Below are 17,836 nucleotides of genomic sequence, written 5' to 3' on the forward strand. Positions count from 1 at the left end.
GTATTTGATAAACATGTTTTTTAAGCAAAAATATTAATCAGATAATTAATAGGGATAAAGAATGATTTTTGATAAAAAACAGTGACTTTTATCATACTTATCGACTGTTTTCGACAAATCTTCTATAATGGGTTTGCTAAAATAAAAAATATAATTGAAAAAGGCAAACCCATTGAAAGGTGGGGACGCAAAGCTACAGATCTACGGTTCTAAAGGAACTATGATGGCTGAGTTGCCAAGGGAATAATCAGAAGACCTATATCCCTTTGGGTGTAGGTCTTTTCTGTATTTCACAAAGTATGGACCATACCCCTTTAACATTTCAAAAGAAATATAAAAGAAGAAGGTAATGTCATGAGCAACCAAAAATTCGATTTATTGGAGAAAGTGTTTCATACAAGTAGTGATTATTTAATTGTAAAAGATGTGAATGGACGATGGATCGAAGCAAATCAAAAGACCCTACAACTATTTGAAATTGAGGAAGGGGCATATATAGGGAAAACGGATGAACAGCTGGCACAGAAATACAAAAAGTTTGAGAATTATGGTCCTATTTGTGTTCATTCAGACAATCAAGCGTGGTTAAGTAAAAATGAATTTCAATTAAAAGAATCGTTTCGGATGGATGGGAATGACTATACGTTCCATGTGAGAAAGATTCCTCTGTACGATGAGAACGGACATGCAGATAGTTTAGTTGTAGTAGGTAGAAATATTACTGAGCAAGAAAAATACCAAGCCATTAGTGATAAACAGTATAAGGCCCTACAAATGATTGCGTCAGGTGAACCGTTAACAGATGTTTTTTTGAATATTGTGAATGCTGTGGAGGCACTATCTAGTAAGAGTATTTGCTCCATTATGTTTTATGAAGAGAGTGAGAATTGGTTACGTAATGGGTATTCACATAGTTTTCCAGAAAGCTTTTTAAAGAAAATCGACCGATTTCCAGTTGGCTTGAACTTTGCATCTTGTGGACATGCAGCTTTTACGAAAGAGATAGCTATTGTCTCGGATATAGAAACTGACCCATCTTGGTCCAACTGGAAGACGATCCCTTTGAGCTATCAATTGCATTCCTGTTGGTCCATTCCGATCTTATCGTCGAAAGGAGAATTATTCGGTACATTTGCGATCTATCATCCTGACGTACGGAAACCAAAATCTTATGAAATCGAATTACTTAAAGTATTCAGTTACTTAACAGGTTTAGCGATTGAAAGGGATAATCAAGTAAAGGAAATCCAATACTTGGCTTCTCATGATACGTTAACGAATCTTCCGAATATCCGATTTTTAAAGGATGTTATCGACCGATTAATTACTAGACAAGATGAGTTTGCGATTTTATTTATTGATTTAGACCGATTTAAGCCTATTAATGATACTTTCGGACATGCGGTAGGCGATAAGGTTTTAAGTGAAGTAGCAAGGCGGATTCATTCAAATATCCCGAACAAAGGGATTGTAACCCGTATGGGTGGTGATGAATTTGTCATTCTTTTGAAAAAGATGAAGAATGAGAAACAACCCAAAGAAGTGGCAGAACAAATATTACAAGCAATAAAAGAACCGATTGTTATTAATGACCGAGAGTTTTATGTATCAGCTAGTATTGGGATAAGTATGTATCCGTTCCATGGTCATACAGGGGACATATTAATTAGGAATGCAGATGTCGCGATGTATAGTGTAAAAGGGGAGGATGGACAATCCATCCAGATGTTCAATGATTCCCTCACGAAGCACGGTACAGAATTATTTATGTTACAAGGAGAACTCCGCGAAGCAATCAAGCAAAATCAATTTTTCATACAATATCAACCGAAAATTCAGTTGGCAACAGGTAAATTCACTGGACTAGAAGCACTCATCAGATGGAAGCATCCAGAGAAGGGGATTATCAGTCCTGACACATTTATACCTCTTGCAGAGGAAAGTGGATTTATTGGTGCGCTAGGAGAATGGGTTCTTCGGGAAGTGTGTTTACAGCTAAAGAAGTGGAGGGAGTCGAACCTCACTCATTTACCTGTTGCAGTAAATATATCTGTGAGACAATTTGTTTTAAACGATATCCCTAGTTTGGTGGAGGCAATACTCGCAGAATTTGATCTCCCATCCGAATCCATTGAGATTGAAATTACAGAAAGTGTGTTAAGTAAACATGAATATTTAATTCAAAATGCAGTCAGCAAGCTTCAAGAAATTGGAGTGAAAGTGTCAATTGATGATTTTGGGACAGGTTATGCTTCAATGACGTATTTAAAACAATTTCGTGCAAATAAAATAAAAATTGATCGTTCTTTTATCAGCTCTCTTCCACATGATGTAAATGAAGCGGCCATCGTTTCTGCTGTTATTACATTAGCGCGTGAGTTACATATGGATGTTATTGCAGAAGGAATTGAGACGAAGGAACAGTTCGACTTTTTATTAGATAAAGGCTGTTCGGAAGGCCAAGGGTACTATTTCAGCCGGCCCGTATCATCAAATGAAATCGAAGAACTAATTCAAAGAGTAAATAAATTTTTAAAATAAGGAGTGATGACATTGAAGGTTGGATTTATTGGCTTGGGTAGTATGGGGTTACCGATGGCAGAAAATCTTTTGAAAAATGGCTATGAAATAGTGGTTTACAATCGGACGAAAAGCAAATGCCAAGAATTAACCACAAAAGGAGCCATTATAGCAAACACTCCTGCTGAAGCAGCCAGTCATACTGACATCGTCTTTACCATACTTTCTGACGATACAGCTGTGGAGAACGTCGTGTTTGGTGATGAAGGAATACTTGAAGGGTTACAACCAGGCGGCATTCATGTGTCTATCAGTACCATCAGCGTGCATTTGGCAAAGAAACTATCGGCTGATCATGAACATGCCCGTCAACATTTTGTTTCTTCCACCGTTTTAGGTCGTCCTGAGGCAGCTGCAGCCGCTGCTTTACGCTTTATTGTTGCCGGTCCAGAAGAGGCTAGGAAGAAAGTATTGCCTATCCTGCAAATGTTAGGACAAGATGTTTTCACTGTTGGTGATCAAGCGTATTTATCGAATGTGGCTAAGCTGGGAAATAACTTCTTACTTGTGTCCATGTTAGAATCCTTATCAGAAATATTGGTTATGGTGGAGAAGCACGGAGTTGAACCAAAGCAGTTTTTAGAAATTATTAATTCTCTGTTTGCATCACCAGTTTATAATACATATGGAAAAATGATTGTAAATGAACAGTTTGATCCTGCTGGCTTTAAGCTGAAGCTAGGGTTAAAGGATGTGAATTTAATGATTGATGCAGCAAATGAGGTATCAACGGAGTTGCCAATTGCAACCCTCGCGCAATCTCACTACAGTTATGCGATTGAAAAAGGCTGGGGAGACTTAGATTGGGCAGCGATCATGAAGGTATTAAAGGATATCAATTAGGTAGAGTCAGTCGGCTCTACTTTTTTTATTTTTGGAGGTAAATTTGAGGTCAAAATGGAGTGGATCAGGTGTTTTTTTACAAAAAAGCTTGTCATAATTCAGTAATATGTTTGTAATATCACACTAAACAAGAAAAAAATGATAAAAATATGCTGGAAATTTGACCCTTTTCAAAGCTTGTGAACCGTTGATACCATTGTTGTTGGAAAAAATAACTAGTTGTAGGGAAAATTTGGTTCATGAAACGGTATGTTACATCTGGTAATCTACTAGTTGTTCGAGAAAACAGCAATTGGAGGTATAAGCTATGAAAATGCTAAAAAAATTACTAGTCATCTCTACTCTATCATTTACATTAGTTGGATTCGGAACAGCAGCAGGTGCTGCTACTCAAACACATGTGGTACAAAAAGGAGACACGTTCTGGAATATTGGTTCTAAGTATGGTGTATCTGTTCTTAAGTTAATGAAGCAAAATAACAAAACGACATCACTTTTATATCCAGGTGAAAAGCTAGTGATTCCGGCAACTACTTTATCAGCAGCTGATAAGGATCTATTAGCTAGGCTCGTAAGTGCGGAAGCAAAAGGGGAATCTTATGCGGGGAAAGTAGCTGTTGCGACAGTTATTTTAAATCGTGTGAACCACCCAGATTTTCCAAACACAGTAAGTGAGGTTGTTTATCAAATCGACCAAGGTTATTATGCGTTTACACCGGTTCAAAATGGAACCATTAACCAAGCGGCAGATGAAGAATCAAAACGTGCAGTTGATGAGGCGTTAGCGTTCCAAGGACAGGGACAAGGTTCATTATACTTTTATAATCCACAAACAGCGGCAAGTAACTGGGTGTTCTCACGTGAAACAACGATTACGATTGGAAATCATAGATTTGCAAAATAAAAAATAGCAAGAGGGGATTATCCCTCTTGCGTACATATAGTTTCTACCCATAAATAGCCACTTGATCTCTACCGTTATTCTTTGCATAATACAGCGAATGATCAGCATGTAAAATCATTTCATTCACATTCTTATACTCTTGAAAATCATTGCTACATAAACCGATACTAAGCGTTAAATATATGGAATGACCGTTTTCTAACATAAAAGGAACTCTACGATGAAGCTCAATTAGTTCCTCAGCGATTTGTGAAGCGCTATGAAGATCTAATTGGTTTAAAAAGACAATAAATTCCTCTCCACCGTATCGACCGACGATCCCGCAGTTATTACAAACTTTTTGAATTTGATTAGCAACAAATACAATGGCTTGATCTCCAATGGTATGACCATACGTATCATTAATATTTTTAAAGTGATCAATATCTATTAACATTAGTGATACTTGTTGATTGGATCCTTTGGCAAGAGACAGTGTTTCTTGGGATGATTCTAAAAAATACTTACGATTTAGTAAGTTGGTTAAATGGTCATACATGGCTGATTGCTTAAAAGTTTGAACGTTTCTAGTTTCTTGTTCTTTTTCTAAAGTAATGCGTTTTATTTTATCAGCTAACCCTAGTGAAAGGACCATTACTTCTACTAAAATCCCTATTTTTGGTGCATACAACGTAACTGCATTTAAAGGTAAAAGCTGATAAGCAGCACAAATATTTAATAAAACACCCACGAGTAAAAGAGACCATGCAGCAACGAAATATTTTGATTCTCTAGAAGTGAATCTAACTTTCAAAGCAATTGCCAAAATGAAAATAATCGCTATGCTCGCTAGAATCGTACTAACCATCGTTGCCGTTCTAATGTTAAGTACAAAAGGAAGTACGAGGGCTACGGCACAAAAAATAATAAAAGTAGAAACTACTTTGTATAATAATGGTGCGTCCGTTTTTAGCATAAGAAAGTGCTTCGCAAACTGCAAAGAGAATAGCGATGTCCAAACGATAAAAAAGGAATTCGACCTCATCGCCCACCATGGATAATCTCCCCAAAGCCATTGAAAGGCAAATCCATCCCAGATAGACTGCATCAGGGTAAATCCAATAATGAATAAAATATAATACAAATAACTTTTTTCTCTTAAAGAGAGAAATAAAAAGCTATTGTAAATAATCATGGCCAACATGATTCCGTAGAAAATACCATGAAGTGTTTGCATTTCATAATTACTGGCAGAAAAAGCATTCGGATCCCAAATAGATACAGGAGCTTGAAAAAAGCTATCTGATTGTATTTTGAGTAAATAGGTTGAAGACGTCTCAGGTTATAAACGAAGTGGAAAGACAAGATTATGATGTTTAATCGTTCTATTATCATAAGGTAGGCTATATCCGATCGTTTCTTCTTCCATAAGCTTTTTATTTTCCAAGGAATATAAAGTTACAGTGCTTAAATGTGGTTTTTTCAATTCTAATAAAAGATCTTTATTGAAAGCAGAAGAACTAGATATGGTTAGCTTTAACCAATAAGTGGCATCTGACATATCCCCGGATACTTTCGCCTGATCGATCGGAATAAACTTGTTTTGTTTACCTAGTATGTCTTGTTCAGATAAGTGTTCTTGATCAATAAAAACAGTTAACATATCTGACACATTTAATTCTTTTATCTGTGAGGGAATAACAATAATACTATTTGAAGCATAAGTAATTTGCTGATGATACATAAAAGCGAAAAGACCGAAGATAAACACAAGCAAGGATTTAGTAGAGAAACATTTCATAGAAAAGACCCCAGTATTTGTATGTATAGTATTCTAACATTATATCACGCTTACATTGAAGTCCATTCGAAATAATGATGTTATTAATTGGGAGATCTTTACTCTACGGAGCGTTTATTGATATCTCTTCTGCTTGAAATTATTCTTATAGATGAGGTGAATCAAATGGATTGTACAAAAGTAGGAAGGTTGATATTAACCCTTCGCACAGAAAAAGAAATGACTCAAAAAGAGGTTGCTGATGCCTTAAATATTAGTGACAAAACCATCTCGAAGTGGGAGCGTGGATTAGGTTGCCCGGATGTGTCATTGCTAGAAGATTTATCAAATCTTTTCGGTGTAAAAATTGAAAATATATTAACTGGTGATTTAAATCCGAGCTTGCCAAACGTCGGAAATATGAAACATATTAAATTTTATGTGTGTTCTAATTGCGCGAACGTTATGAACAGTACAGGACAATTGGAAGTTTCGTGTTGCGGCAGAAAAATAGAGCCATTAGTGGCCAGACCTGAAGATGAAGCACATGAGTTAAAGATAGAAGAAATTGAAAATGATTATTACATTACCATTCAACACGAAATGAGCAAGGACCATTATATTTCCTTTCTTGCCTGTGTTTCTTTTGATAGAGTCTTGTTCGTAAAATTATATCCAGAACAAAATGCAGAAATACGAATACCAAGAATAACTCGTGGGAAATTATTTGCTTATTGTACGCGCGACGGTTTATGGGTGAAAGAGAAAATCTAAAAGTATTTTAAGCTTAATAAATTGTAATAATGCAAAAAGGCAGGAAACCAAATCCTGCCTTTTTGTGTTACTTTTGCTTTTTCTGCTGGCTCTTCATTTTATTACTTGTTAATTCTGCAGCATATTCCTCTTGCGACATTCCTCGCTTTGCACTCTCAGACTCAATCTTTCTTGTCTTGTTATCATTACGATTTGGCATAGTAACACCTCCCTTTAAACAAAGATATTTTATACAAAATTTACACTTCTATTCAAAGGAGAATACGTACGGAAAAAATAAGTAAACTAAAACCGTATTCCCAATCAAAGATAAGGAAGGTGACAAGATGGCGAAAAATAAGGATAAGCAATTTAAGAATAATAAAAATGCTTTACCTAAAGCGGATGTAGAATTTTCGTCTGAAAATGGGTTGGAAAGAAAAGCGTTGAAGGCATTGAAGAATGTGAATAAGTAAAAATGGAAAAGTCGAATTCCTTAATTCTAGGAATTCGACTTTTCCATTTAGTAGAGACTCTTCCAACTATTTCTTATAAACTATAAGAAATAGCAGCAGGAGGAGTTTTCATGTTTGAAGCAATTATTCATGGTTTTATTTTAGCATTTGGATTAATCTTGCCTTTAGGTGTTCAAAATGTTTTTGTATTTAACCAAGGGGCCACACAGCCTCGATTTTTAGGGGCGTTACCAGTCATTATTACTGCCGCAATTTGTGATACGTTACTTATTTCTTTAGCCGTCTTAGGAGTATCCGTTGTGGTTCTGGACTATGATTGGCTAAGAATGATTTTACTTATTGCAGGCATTATATTTCTCATTTATATGGGATTTGTTACTTGGAATAGTAAAGCAGCTATGAATGAAGGAGAGAGTAGAATATCGTTTTCTCCGAAAAAACAAGTTATTTTTGCTATGTCGGTATCTTTACTAAATCCTCATGCTATTTTAGATACAATTGGAGTGATTGGAACAAGCTCCTTAGCCTATTTAGGTGTGGAAAAAATAGCATTTGCCATTTCGTGTATACTTGTCTCATGGTTGTGGTTCCTTAGCTTAGGAATTGTCGGAAGAATGACAGGAAGGCTTGATCAATCAGGTCGCTTCTTATTGGTTTTAAATAAAATCTCAGCAATCGTCATGTGGGGAACAGCTGTTTATATTGTTGTTACCCTATAATTTTTTTCAAATCGAGGGCAAAGATTGCTCTGTATTTAAACATAATCAGACATCATCACGGTTGGACTATGCAGTGGTCGCTGTTATTAAACACATGAAAAAAGAGGTTTAGTAATCCTAAACCTCTCGATTTTGGTTAAAACTTATCTGGGAACTGCTTTATGATGCCTTCAGTTAGTGCATCAGCCATTTTAATGATATGATCTTCTCCTTTATCAAAAGCAATAATGTCAGCATCCCAATTTTTATTCATTCTTGCCTGAAGTGTATCAGCAACTAATTTCAAATGCATATACAACATATCTCTTAACTCTTTAACAGACCAATTAGGATTTGCTTTACTTAAAAACTCGGCAATATCATCTGCGTTTTTATACCACTCTGCGTTGTATTTCTTAGTATTTGTTTCATTCCCGCTCTTTACTGCGTCTACTATTTTCCCTGCGATGACAATGTGATCTGTTAGCAATTCAGCGAGCTTATTTCCTGCTTCCTCCCCATAATAGGGTTTTATACTATTTCCTATATCTTGTTGATTTTTCAATAGCCTAGCTAGTACCTTATCCTTATCCTCAAGGTTATCTACGGCACTTTTTATATAGTCTCTTGTCCATATTGTATGGTCAATCCAGAGTCTCCGTAAATCTTCTTTTAATTTAACTGATGCAGGACTATAACACTGATTCTGCCTGCTCTCAGTTCCCTTTGCTATCACCTCAGAACTAAATAAGGAAGTAGAAAGGGCCATCAACACGACGATGATGATTAGTAAGTATTTTTTCATAAATATCTTCTCCTTTTCCAAGAGTATTAAAATTATTTTAAAGTTTTTCATGAGGCGTTTGAGATCTAGATAAATTTCTAATCATCCCCATTAACCCGCGAACAATAAGAAAACTAAAGGCGATAGACAGAAAACTATAAAAAGAATTCCAAGATTTTTTATAGGATATTAATTTTGTATTTCTTTCAAGAAAGTGTTCAACTATGGCGGATGGAACACTAAAATAAAGGCATTTTTTTATTATGTCAAATACGCTAGAAGACTTCGTGATTTGGTTAAAATACACGCATGAAATCGGAAATAGAATATAACTAAATAAAACACTGATATCAAACCCGCTGATTAGATTCACCGGATATTTTAGAAATCCTTTTCTTACAAGTAGATTATCAATAAAGGTTGCGAAATAACTCTTAATTAAAAATACCAGTAACCAATCTTTAATCGGGGGTTTTCTTATTAAATTAATGAACAATCCCAGACTGATGACTAGTAAAGTTTTCAAGATATTCATCTCTAATTTATTCTTCATCTCATGTCCTCCTTACTTTAGATAGTTTAACCAAAGGAAAAAAATAGATGAGTATTTACCCATCCGACTTTTTCCTCAAGTATTTGTTATGGATACTAGTAAGGAGAACCAAAGCAACGATTGAGCCTGCAAGGGTAAGAGACATATCCCACTGCGAATCCCATATATCACCTTGAGTACCTAAAAAATCCTTCGATGCTTTTCCACCATGCGTGATGACTGAAACGAGCCATTCAATGATTTCATATAAGGCCGCTATAGCAAGGGCTACACTTAAGGTTAGAAAAGTTAGCCATTTTCCTTTTGATAGTGGTGAAGTTCGGAGTAAGAGTTCTCTAATAACAATGATCAAAAGTCCCTTAAGGAAATGACCGAACCGATCATAGTGATTCCTCTCAAAATGAAAATCATCTTTTATCCAATTAAAAAGGGGGACTTCAGAGTAGGTATAGTGACCTCCTATAAACGTGTAAATGGATAGAATAGCAATGATTAAATAGGAAAGGGTCGTGAGTTGAAATTTTTTATAGATAGCTATCACAACAAGGAGACCAAGAACCGCAGGGAGTACCTCCATTGTCCATATTCCATATCCAATAGGTTTAATGGCAGACCAAATTAACACAGCAAAAACAATTAGTAGTAGGATAAAATGAATCTTTTTACCAGTCTTTTTACTCAATATTTTCACCTCCACATATAGTATTTACAATCGATATTGGGTAAATGCAGTCATATAGGTTCGCAAGAAGAACAAATAAAATGAAATGTATATTTTACATTTCTGTAACCTACCTTTTTTATTGGTTAAGATGTGGAAATCTGTTTTTTAAACAAAGAGAACTGTTTTTTCGCTACAATAATTTTCTGAAAATAAATACAATTCTACGTGTAAGCGATTTCAGATTGGTGTGGAGGTGAAAAATAACCATCCTAGATTGACAGAATCAATAAGAAAAATGAAGGAGGAAGCTTATTGATTACAAAGCGTAAGGGAAAAGGAATTATTTCTATTGTTTTAAGTGTGTTAATGGTGATTTGCAGTTTTCCTTTTAATCCTCAAGGAACCAGTGCCGCTGAAGAGGATTCATCGATTGTGAAGAAATTTGATTTTGGTACGAAGGACAGTCCCACATTGAGCGGTTATACTCAGGTGACGCCTGAAACGGCTTATACAACGGAATTAACGTTCGGGTTTTCAGATGTCACGAAAGTAACCGCAACGAATCGAAACACATCGGATGAATTAAAGTCTGATTTTATTTCAGCGATTGGAACCTCCTTTCAAGTGGACCTCGAGCCAGGAGACTACAGCATTACGGTTATTGCTGGAGATTCTGAGGAGGCAACAAGTGTGGGTGTAAAAGCTGAAAATATTCAAAAGGTGCAAAATACGAGCGTGGCAAAAGGTGAGTATATTGAGCGTACCTTTAACCTTGCATTGGTTGATAACCAAATAAGCTTTGAACTTACGGGGGATAACCCAAAAATAAATGCAATGGTTATTTCCAAGCTACCAAAACGAACAGCAGCAGAGGTACCAACTGTCTACATTGCAGGTGATTCAACGGTTCAAACCTATGACGAATATTGGAAGCCTGAAGCTGGTTGGGGACAGATGATTTCCCGCTTTTTTAGCAGCGATGTGACGTTCAAAAACCATGCCATCGGAGGTAGAAGTACGAAATCTTTTATTAACGAAGGAAGATTGGACACCATCTTTCAGGAAATAAAACCAGATGATTATTTCCTTGTTCAATTTGGACACAACGATGCAACCATCAGTATTCCAGAGCGCTATGCATCGGTTCCTGATTATAAAAACTATTTAAAAACGTATATTAACGGAGCTCGTCAGCGTGGAGCGACTCCAATTCTTATCACGCCTGTAGGCCGTCGTGATTTTAATGCACAAACAGGGAAATTTAATGTAAGCTTTCCGGAGTATGTACAAGGAATGAAAGAAGTTGCAGAGGAATTGGAAGTTGCTTTAGTAGATTTGAGTACATTAAGTGTGGCTTACTATGATTCAATTGGACCGGAGGGAACATTATCAGTATTCCTACATACGGAACCTGGCATCTATCAAGCATTCCCAAATGGCTCACAGGATAATACGCATTTTCAAGAGTACGGGGCCATTCAGCTTGCACGACTTGTCTCTGGTGGAATCAAAGAATTAAATCTTCCATTGTCATCGTATGTCCAAGACATTGCACCGCCTGCTGAAGTTCCACAAAAACCAACTGGGGTAACCGCTAGCAGCATTAGTAATGCGGGAGCGAAAATCACATGGGATAAAGTAGAAGGTGCTGATATTTATAAGGTTTATAGAAGACTGGCTGGTGATAGTGACTATTTTCTAGTTGGAACTTCTACTCTATCAAGCTTAAATATTTCTGGGATGGAAGAAGGAAAAACATATCAAGTAGTTGTTTCTGCTGTCAATGGAAAAGGTGAGTCAGAAAGATCCGAAAGCGTAGACATAAAGACAAAATCGGCTACAATGAAGTACGATTTTGGTCTTGCTGGAAGTGTAATTGCCGAAGGATATACAGGAGTTAACCTTTCTACCCTTTATACACCAGAAAGAGGATACGGGATTGTTGATTCTACTGGAATGATTGGTAGAGACCGCTCATCAGGCGGTGATCTCATTCGTGACTGGCTAGGGTATTTTAATGTTGGGTGGAAATTTAATGTGGATGTGCCGAATGGACTTTACTCTGTGAAAGTCTATGTTGGAGATATGCTAGGTAGTGCTAGAACAACTCTAGCGGTAGAAGGTCAAGATTATGGATCAATCTCTGCGTCTAGAAATAACTACACTACAAAAATTGTGCCTGAAGTGTCGGTTAAAGACGGCCAAATGAACTTTTCGTTTGCTGGTTCAACAGGAATTGTGAATGGACTTGAAATCACTCCGATTCTGGCTGCACCATCAGGAGTGAAGGTATCCGAACTTTCCCTTGATCCAGAGCAACCTTCAGTGTCACTCACTTGGAATACAGTTGAAGAAGCGAAGGAATATAGTATTTATCGAAAAACAGAAGGGGCAGCTGACTATGTAAAATTAGGAAGCTCCAACACGAATACGTATACTGATCAATCAGTGGATGTTGGAATGGAGTATCACTACACAGTGACAACAGTGGATCATGCGAATGTGGAAACGGTTCCTTCGACGCCATTAAAAGTGTCAATGATTGATCCGAATCAACCTGTGCCACATGCTCCTGCCAACCTAAAGGTAGGGGAAGTGAATAAAAACGATCTTACTATTAGCTGGGATCAATCAGACGGTGCGGTTTCTTATAATGTTTATCGTTCAAAGAAACAAGATGGCACGTTTGAATTTATTGGTAAGACAAAACAGAATTCTTTTAAAGATGAGACGGTGTTAACAACCATCCCTTATTTTTATAAAGTAGCAGCAGTAAACGCAGGTGGAGTGTCTAAGCTATCTGAAAGCATTGAGACACCAGCTGTTACAAAGCTAAAAAGACAAATGGAAGATTTAGATCGTGCTCCGGCAGCCGTGAAAACAGAGGACGGTGTTCTTGTTAGCTGGAGAATGCTCGGCACAGATCCAGAAGAGATCAGCTTTAACGTATACAGAGATGGAAAGAAAATTACGAAAGAGCCAATTTCGACTAGTACGAATGTGGTTGATAAAGACGGAACGGTCGATTCAAAGTACGAAATCCGATCGGTTATTGATGGAAAAGAAAAGAAAGTAGCTGGAAACATCAAAGTATGGAGCAATAACTATTTTGATATTCCTCTGAAAAAACCAGCAGATGGTGTAACACCACTTGGAGATCCGTATTCGTATCGTGCAAATGATGCAAGTGTAGGTGACTTAGATGGTGATGGCGAATATGAGTTGGTTCTAAAGTGGGATCCAACCAACTCGAAGGATAATTCTCAAGCTGGCTATACAGGCAATGTGTACATGGATGCTTATAAACTGGATGGAACGCTACTTTGGAGAATTGATCTGGGCAAAAACATCCGTGCAGGTGCTCACTACTCACCATTTTTAGTGTATGACTTTGATGGTGACAGTAAGGCTGAAATTGCTTTTAAAACAGCGGATGGAACGATTGATGGCGTTGGCAATGTGATTGGAAGAGCAGATGCTGACCACAGAAATAGCACAGGATATGTGCTTCAAGGTTCGGAATATTTAACCGTATTTGAAGGGCAAACAGGGAAGGCACTTGTTACAACAGAATATGAACCACCTCGTGGAGATGTGGCTTCTTGGGGAGATAGTTACGGTAACCGTGTGGACCGTTTCCTTGCAGCTGTTGCCTATTTAGATGGTGAAACACCAAGCATTGTGATGGCAAGAGGTTATTATACAAGAACGGTTCTCTCCGCGTACAGCTTTAAAGACGGAAAATTAACTAAGCAATGGACGTTTGATACAAATCAAGAAGAGTATCGAAACTATGTTGGTCAAGGGTATCATAGCCTGAGTGTCAATGATGTGGACCGAGATGGTAAAGATGAAATAGTCTACGGTCAAATTGTTATCGATGATGACGGTAAAGGCTTATACAATACAGGGTTAGGGCATGGTGATGCGCTACATGTCAGCGATTTAATCCCTGATCGACCAGGTCTTGAAGCATTTGCTGTACAAGAACATAAAGACGGCCCGTACGGCTATGATATGCGTGATGCTGAAACAGGAGAAATCCTCTGGGGTGTTAAAACAGGTCAGGATACAGGTAGAGGACTTGCTGCCGATATTGATCCTAGACACAGCGGTACAGAAGCATGGGCGATTTCCGGTGCATGGAATAGTAGAGAAGGTGGACTTCATACATCTACAGGGGAGAAGATCTCTGACAATATCCCAAGCTCGAACTTTGCGATCTGGTGGGATGGAGATCTACTTCGTGAATTAGCGGACCATAGCTGGAATCAGGAAACTTCGACAGGCGTAGGAACGATTGATAAATGGGATTACAAAGAAAATAAATTAGTCAATTTGTTAACTGCTGAAGGAACTCAGTCCAATAACAGTACAAAAGGAAATCCAACCCTTCAAGCCGATTTATTTGGTGACTGGCGTGAAGAAATCATCTGGCGAACAGATGACAGTAGTGCCTTACGAGTGTATATGACAACGGAAAAAACGAATCATCGAATTTTCACGCTTATGCATGATCCACAATATCGATTATCTGTGGCATGGCAGAATGTTGGTTACAATCAGCCTCCTCACACAAGCTTTTTCCTTGGTGATGGAATGAAGACTCCACCAGCACCAAGCATTAGTATTGTGGAAGTAGCGGATAAGATCGCACCTGAAACCACGGCAGAAGTGGAAGGGACCACAACAAATGAATGGTATAACAAACCAGTTACAGTACAGTTCACGTCCGAGGATAACAAATCAGGTGTGGAAGCCACATACTATTCGATCAATGACGGTGAAGCACAAGTAGGGAACACAGCAACTATTGAAACAGACGGAAAGCATATTCTTAGCTATTGGAGCAAGGATAAGGCTGGCAATGTGGAAGATAAGAAGACCATTAAGATTAACCTTGATCAAACAGGTCCAGACATTACATTCTCTGTTGAGGACGGAGCCGAAATTGGAGTAGACGAAATGGTAGAAATCACTTCTAAAGCAGAAGACGCTTTATCAGGAGTCGATACTTTTACTGATGTAAAAATCTCAAAACCTGCCTATGAGCTTGGACTAGGTTCTTATTCGTTCTCTGCAGAAGCAGTGGATGTAGCTGGAAATCGTTCGAATCAATCCATCAACATTGTGGTGATTGTTGATTATGATCGATTAACAAGCTTGACCGGTCAATTCCTAACAGCGAATGGCAGCACGGAAGACCTAAACTCCTTTGAATCAAAATTAATGGCTGCTAAACAATCAGAAGCAAAAGGAAACACCTCTGCTCATAACGGTCAGCTTCAAGCATTTATGAACCAAGTAAAAGCACAGAGTGGCAAAGCGTTTACAGAAGAGGAAGCTAATGTATTAAGTGAACTTACAGAATCTTTGATGAAGTAATTTATAGCTGGATGGACCTTATATAGGTCTATCCAGTTTTTTGCATTATTAAATAGATAATACAAATAATAGAAAATATACGTTGTGGTTTTGTGAAGGGAAATGGTGTCTGCATGTGGAAGGATTGGGGAGTAGCAAAGAAAGCAGCATTACACTTTGTCATTTTGTATATCACCATAAGCTCCTTGTGGGTTTCATTATCCGATTATATTTTCACAAGGAACCTAAGTTATATTCCTGAATGGATGAATACGTCAAAAGGCTTGGTTTTTATCATTTTAAGCGGTTTTGTTTTTTATAATTTATTGAAAAAAATGATTAAAGATATTATTAAAGATGAGCGATATTACAGGCTAATTGTTGAAAATGCTTCTGATTTAATATTGGTGATTGATAGGAAGGGTAAATTGGAGTACATTTCTCCATCGTTCCAATCTATTGTTGGCTATCACCCACAGGATTACATAGGAAAAACAGTAAAAGAAATATTCAGCCAAGAAGAGATAACAAAATTAAGGTACAGCTATATACAAAAAAATCAAAATGTACCAATAAAATTTAAAATAAAGAACAAAAGTGGTAGAACCATTCTTCTTGCAGGAAAAGGTGTGTCCATCGCTGACGAAAAGGATACAGGCCGTTATATCGTTATTGTTCAAGACATTACCGAACGTGATAGAGCCGAAAGAGATTTATTAGAAAGTGAAGAACGGTACCGGAAACTAGTAGAATTTTCTCCTGAAACAACATTGATTCATATAAATAGAGAAATCATTTATGTGAATCAAGCAGGCGTAGAGTTAATTGGAGCTCATAACTCTGAGCAAGTCATCGGGAGAGATGTCCTAGATTTTATATATCCTGAGGATATAAACCAGGCTATTGAAAAAATGAAACAAGTGAGAAAGGGCATATCGGAAATTAGTGAATATCGTATCCTTAAACTAGATGGAACAGTAATTTTTACAGATATTATGGCATTTATAACGACATATGAAGGGGAAGAAGCCGTTCAGGTCATCATAAGAGATATTTCGAAGCGAAAAAAGGCAGAGGAACAAGTTGAATTATTAGCATACTATGATTCATTAACCGGAATCGCCAACCGCAATCTTCTTTATGAGCATTTAAGCGAAGCGGTAACAAGAAACGAAAAGAGAGGGCAAACCTTTGCTGTTATGTTTTTGGATTTAGACCGGTTTAAGATGATCAATGATACGTATGGACATAGTTTTGGGGATCTATTATTGCAGAAAGTTTCTACCAGACTAACGAACTCTATTGGTGAGGAAGGGAAAATCTTCCGTTATGGAGGAGACGAATTTATTATTGTCCTTGAAACGGATAAACGGTCAAAAGTGTCTGAAACAGCAGAAAAAATCATCTTTATGTTAGCTTCTCCCTTTGTCATTAAAGACCGACAAATGTTCATATCAACAAGTATCGGAATAAGTATTTATCCAAAGGATGGAGAAAATGTAGAGGCACTTATCCAAAATTCGGATATTGCTATGTACAATGCAAAGGAAAATGGAAAAAATAATTATCAATATTACACATCTTCTCTGAATCTTAGTCATCGATGGAGAATGGAATTAGAAACTGGGCTGCGAAATGCTATTACCAATAATGAATTGAGCCTTCATTATCAGCCTCAGGTAGACCTTGTATCTAATCAAATCATAGGATTAGAAGCATTGATTCGATGGAAGCACCCTGATTATGGTTTTATCTCTCCTGCAGAATTCATTCCACTTGCTGAAGAGACAGGCCTCATTTTCTCGATTGGAAAGTGGGTATTAAAAACGGCATGTACTCAGTGTAAGCAATGGATTGACATGGGTTTACCGATTGATAGTGTAGCCGTAAATGTGTCTCCCTTACAATTTCGAGAGAAAAACTTTGTTGCTTCTGTCAATCAGATACTAGAGGAGTCGGACCTACCCCCGAAATATCTCGAACTGGAAATTACCGAAAGTGTAACTAGCAATGTTGATCAGGCGTTAAGCATTATGAAAGAAATTAAAGAAATAGGTGTAAATTTTGCAATAGATGACTTTGGGACAGGGTATTCTTCTCTGAACTACTTAAGACATTTTCCGATTCATAAATTGAAAATTGATAAATCGTTCATTGATGAAATCAATCAGAATAAAGACGGAGAAGAGATTGTAAAAACGATTATCGAGCTTGGCAATCGGTTACGTTTTCAAGTCATTGCTGAAGGAGTAGAACATGAACAACAAATGTCCTTCTTAAAAGAAAATAACTGTTTTTTAGCACAAGGATATTTCTTTAGTAAGCCACTTCCAGCAGAGGAGATTAAAGTTCTTTTAAGAAAGAAAATTGTGGAGTAAAAGACCTTCCAACAGCAATTAGTTGGAAGGTCTTTAATTTTTTTATAAAATTTTCCAAATTCACTTCCCCTTAATTGGAA

At 37.2% G+C, this 17,836-nt stretch carries 14 protein-coding genes and 1 riboswitch; of the genes, 8 read left to right on the plus strand and 6 right to left on the minus strand.

Going from position 1 to position 17,836, the window contains the following annotated elements; translation table 11 throughout:
- The first annotated feature begins 152 nt into the window (after positions 1–152).
- Positions 153–240: riboswitch (cyclic di-GMP riboswitch) on the plus strand.
- Between the two features lie 114 nt (positions 241–354).
- From ACGLXV_RS00350 to ACGLXV_RS00360, 3 genes are all read left to right on the plus strand, one after another.
- The gene (locus tag ACGLXV_RS00350) at positions 355–2,541 is read left to right on the plus strand and encodes an EAL domain-containing protein (protein ID WP_391557021.1); all 2,187 of its coding nucleotides are present in this window, start codon (positions 355–357) and stop codon (positions 2,539–2,541) included.
- A gap of 12 nt (positions 2,542–2,553) precedes the next feature.
- On the plus strand, positions 2,554–3,423 hold the full coding sequence (locus ACGLXV_RS00355; RefSeq protein ID WP_391557022.1) for an NAD(P)-dependent oxidoreductase: 870 nt from the start codon (positions 2,554–2,556) through the stop codon (positions 3,421–3,423).
- 307 nt (positions 3,424–3,730) lie between these two features.
- Entirely contained in the window at positions 3,731–4,327 is a 597-nt protein-coding gene (locus ACGLXV_RS00360) for a cell wall hydrolase (RefSeq protein WP_391557023.1), read from the plus strand.
- A 43-nt stretch (positions 4,328–4,370) separates the two neighbouring features.
- On the opposite strand, the gene ACGLXV_RS00365 is transcribed toward ACGLXV_RS00360, so the two are convergent.
- On the minus strand, positions 4,371–5,543 hold the full coding sequence (locus ACGLXV_RS00365) for a sensor domain-containing diguanylate cyclase (RefSeq protein WP_391557024.1): 1,173 nt from the start codon (positions 5,541–5,543) through the stop codon (positions 4,371–4,373).
- 105 nt (positions 5,544–5,648) lie between these two features.
- Positions 5,649–6,107, minus strand: coding sequence for a 7TMR-DISMED2 domain-containing protein (locus ACGLXV_RS00370; RefSeq protein WP_391557025.1), 459 nt, complete (start codon positions 6,105–6,107; stop codon positions 5,649–5,651).
- A 165-nt stretch (positions 6,108–6,272) separates the two neighbouring features.
- Between ACGLXV_RS00370 and ACGLXV_RS00375 the strand changes: the two genes are divergently transcribed.
- Entirely contained in the window at positions 6,273–6,860 is a 588-nt protein-coding gene (locus tag ACGLXV_RS00375) for a helix-turn-helix domain-containing protein (RefSeq protein ID WP_391557026.1), read from the plus strand.
- 67 nt (positions 6,861–6,927) lie between these two features.
- Here ACGLXV_RS00375 and ACGLXV_RS00380 read toward each other — a convergent pair whose 3' ends face one another.
- On the minus strand, positions 6,928–7,059 hold the full coding sequence (locus tag ACGLXV_RS00380; RefSeq protein WP_285852229.1) for a hypothetical protein: 132 nt from the start codon (positions 7,057–7,059) through the stop codon (positions 6,928–6,930).
- Between the two features lie 127 nt (positions 7,060–7,186).
- On the opposite strand from ACGLXV_RS00380, the gene ACGLXV_RS00385 reads away from it, so the two are divergent.
- Both ACGLXV_RS00385 and ACGLXV_RS00390 read left to right on the plus strand, forming a co-directional pair.
- On the plus strand, positions 7,187–7,315 hold the full coding sequence (locus tag ACGLXV_RS00385) for a hypothetical protein (RefSeq protein ID WP_391557027.1): 129 nt from the start codon (positions 7,187–7,189) through the stop codon (positions 7,313–7,315).
- A 110-nt stretch (positions 7,316–7,425) separates the two neighbouring features.
- Positions 7,426–8,034 (plus strand): LysE/ArgO family amino acid transporter, encoded by a 609-nt coding sequence (locus ACGLXV_RS00390; protein ID WP_391557028.1) that lies wholly within the window; start codon positions 7,426–7,428, stop codon positions 8,032–8,034.
- A gap of 136 nt (positions 8,035–8,170) precedes the next feature.
- Here ACGLXV_RS00390 and ACGLXV_RS00395 read toward each other — a convergent pair whose 3' ends face one another.
- The 3 genes from ACGLXV_RS00395 to ACGLXV_RS00405 are packed head-to-tail and all read right to left on the minus strand — an operon-like array spanning position 8,171 to position 10,032.
- On the minus strand, positions 8,171–8,818 hold the full coding sequence (locus ACGLXV_RS00395) for a glycosyltransferase (RefSeq protein ID WP_391557029.1): 648 nt from the start codon (positions 8,816–8,818) through the stop codon (positions 8,171–8,173).
- A 37-nt stretch (positions 8,819–8,855) separates the two neighbouring features.
- Positions 8,856–9,350 carry a CBO0543 family protein gene (locus ACGLXV_RS00400; RefSeq protein ID WP_391557030.1) on the minus strand — a complete coding sequence of 165 codons (495 nt, stop codon included), beginning with the start codon at positions 9,348–9,350 and terminating at the stop codon, positions 8,856–8,858.
- Positions 9,351–9,405: 55 nt separating this feature from the next.
- A complete protein-coding gene (locus tag ACGLXV_RS00405; protein ID WP_391557031.1) occupies positions 9,406–10,032 on the minus strand; it encodes a DUF2238 domain-containing protein in 627 nt (208 codons plus the stop codon).
- Between the two features lie 348 nt (positions 10,033–10,380).
- Here ACGLXV_RS00405 and ACGLXV_RS00410 point away from each other — a divergent pair, with 348 nt between their 5' ends.
- Both ACGLXV_RS00410 and ACGLXV_RS00415 read left to right on the plus strand, forming a co-directional pair.
- A complete protein-coding gene (locus ACGLXV_RS00410; protein WP_391557051.1) occupies positions 10,381–15,399 on the plus strand; it encodes a rhamnogalacturonan lyase family protein in 5,019 nt (1,672 codons plus the stop codon).
- Positions 15,400–15,512: 113 nt separating this feature from the next.
- A complete protein-coding gene (locus ACGLXV_RS00415) occupies positions 15,513–17,756 on the plus strand; it encodes an EAL domain-containing protein (protein WP_391557032.1) in 2,244 nt (747 codons plus the stop codon).
- The last annotated feature ends 80 nt before the right edge of the window (positions 17,757–17,836 follow it).

Origin of the sequence: Robertmurraya sp., assembly GCF_036676585.1 — a bacterium.
Lineage (GTDB): Bacteria > Bacillota > Bacilli > Bacillales > Cytobacillaceae > Robertmurraya_A.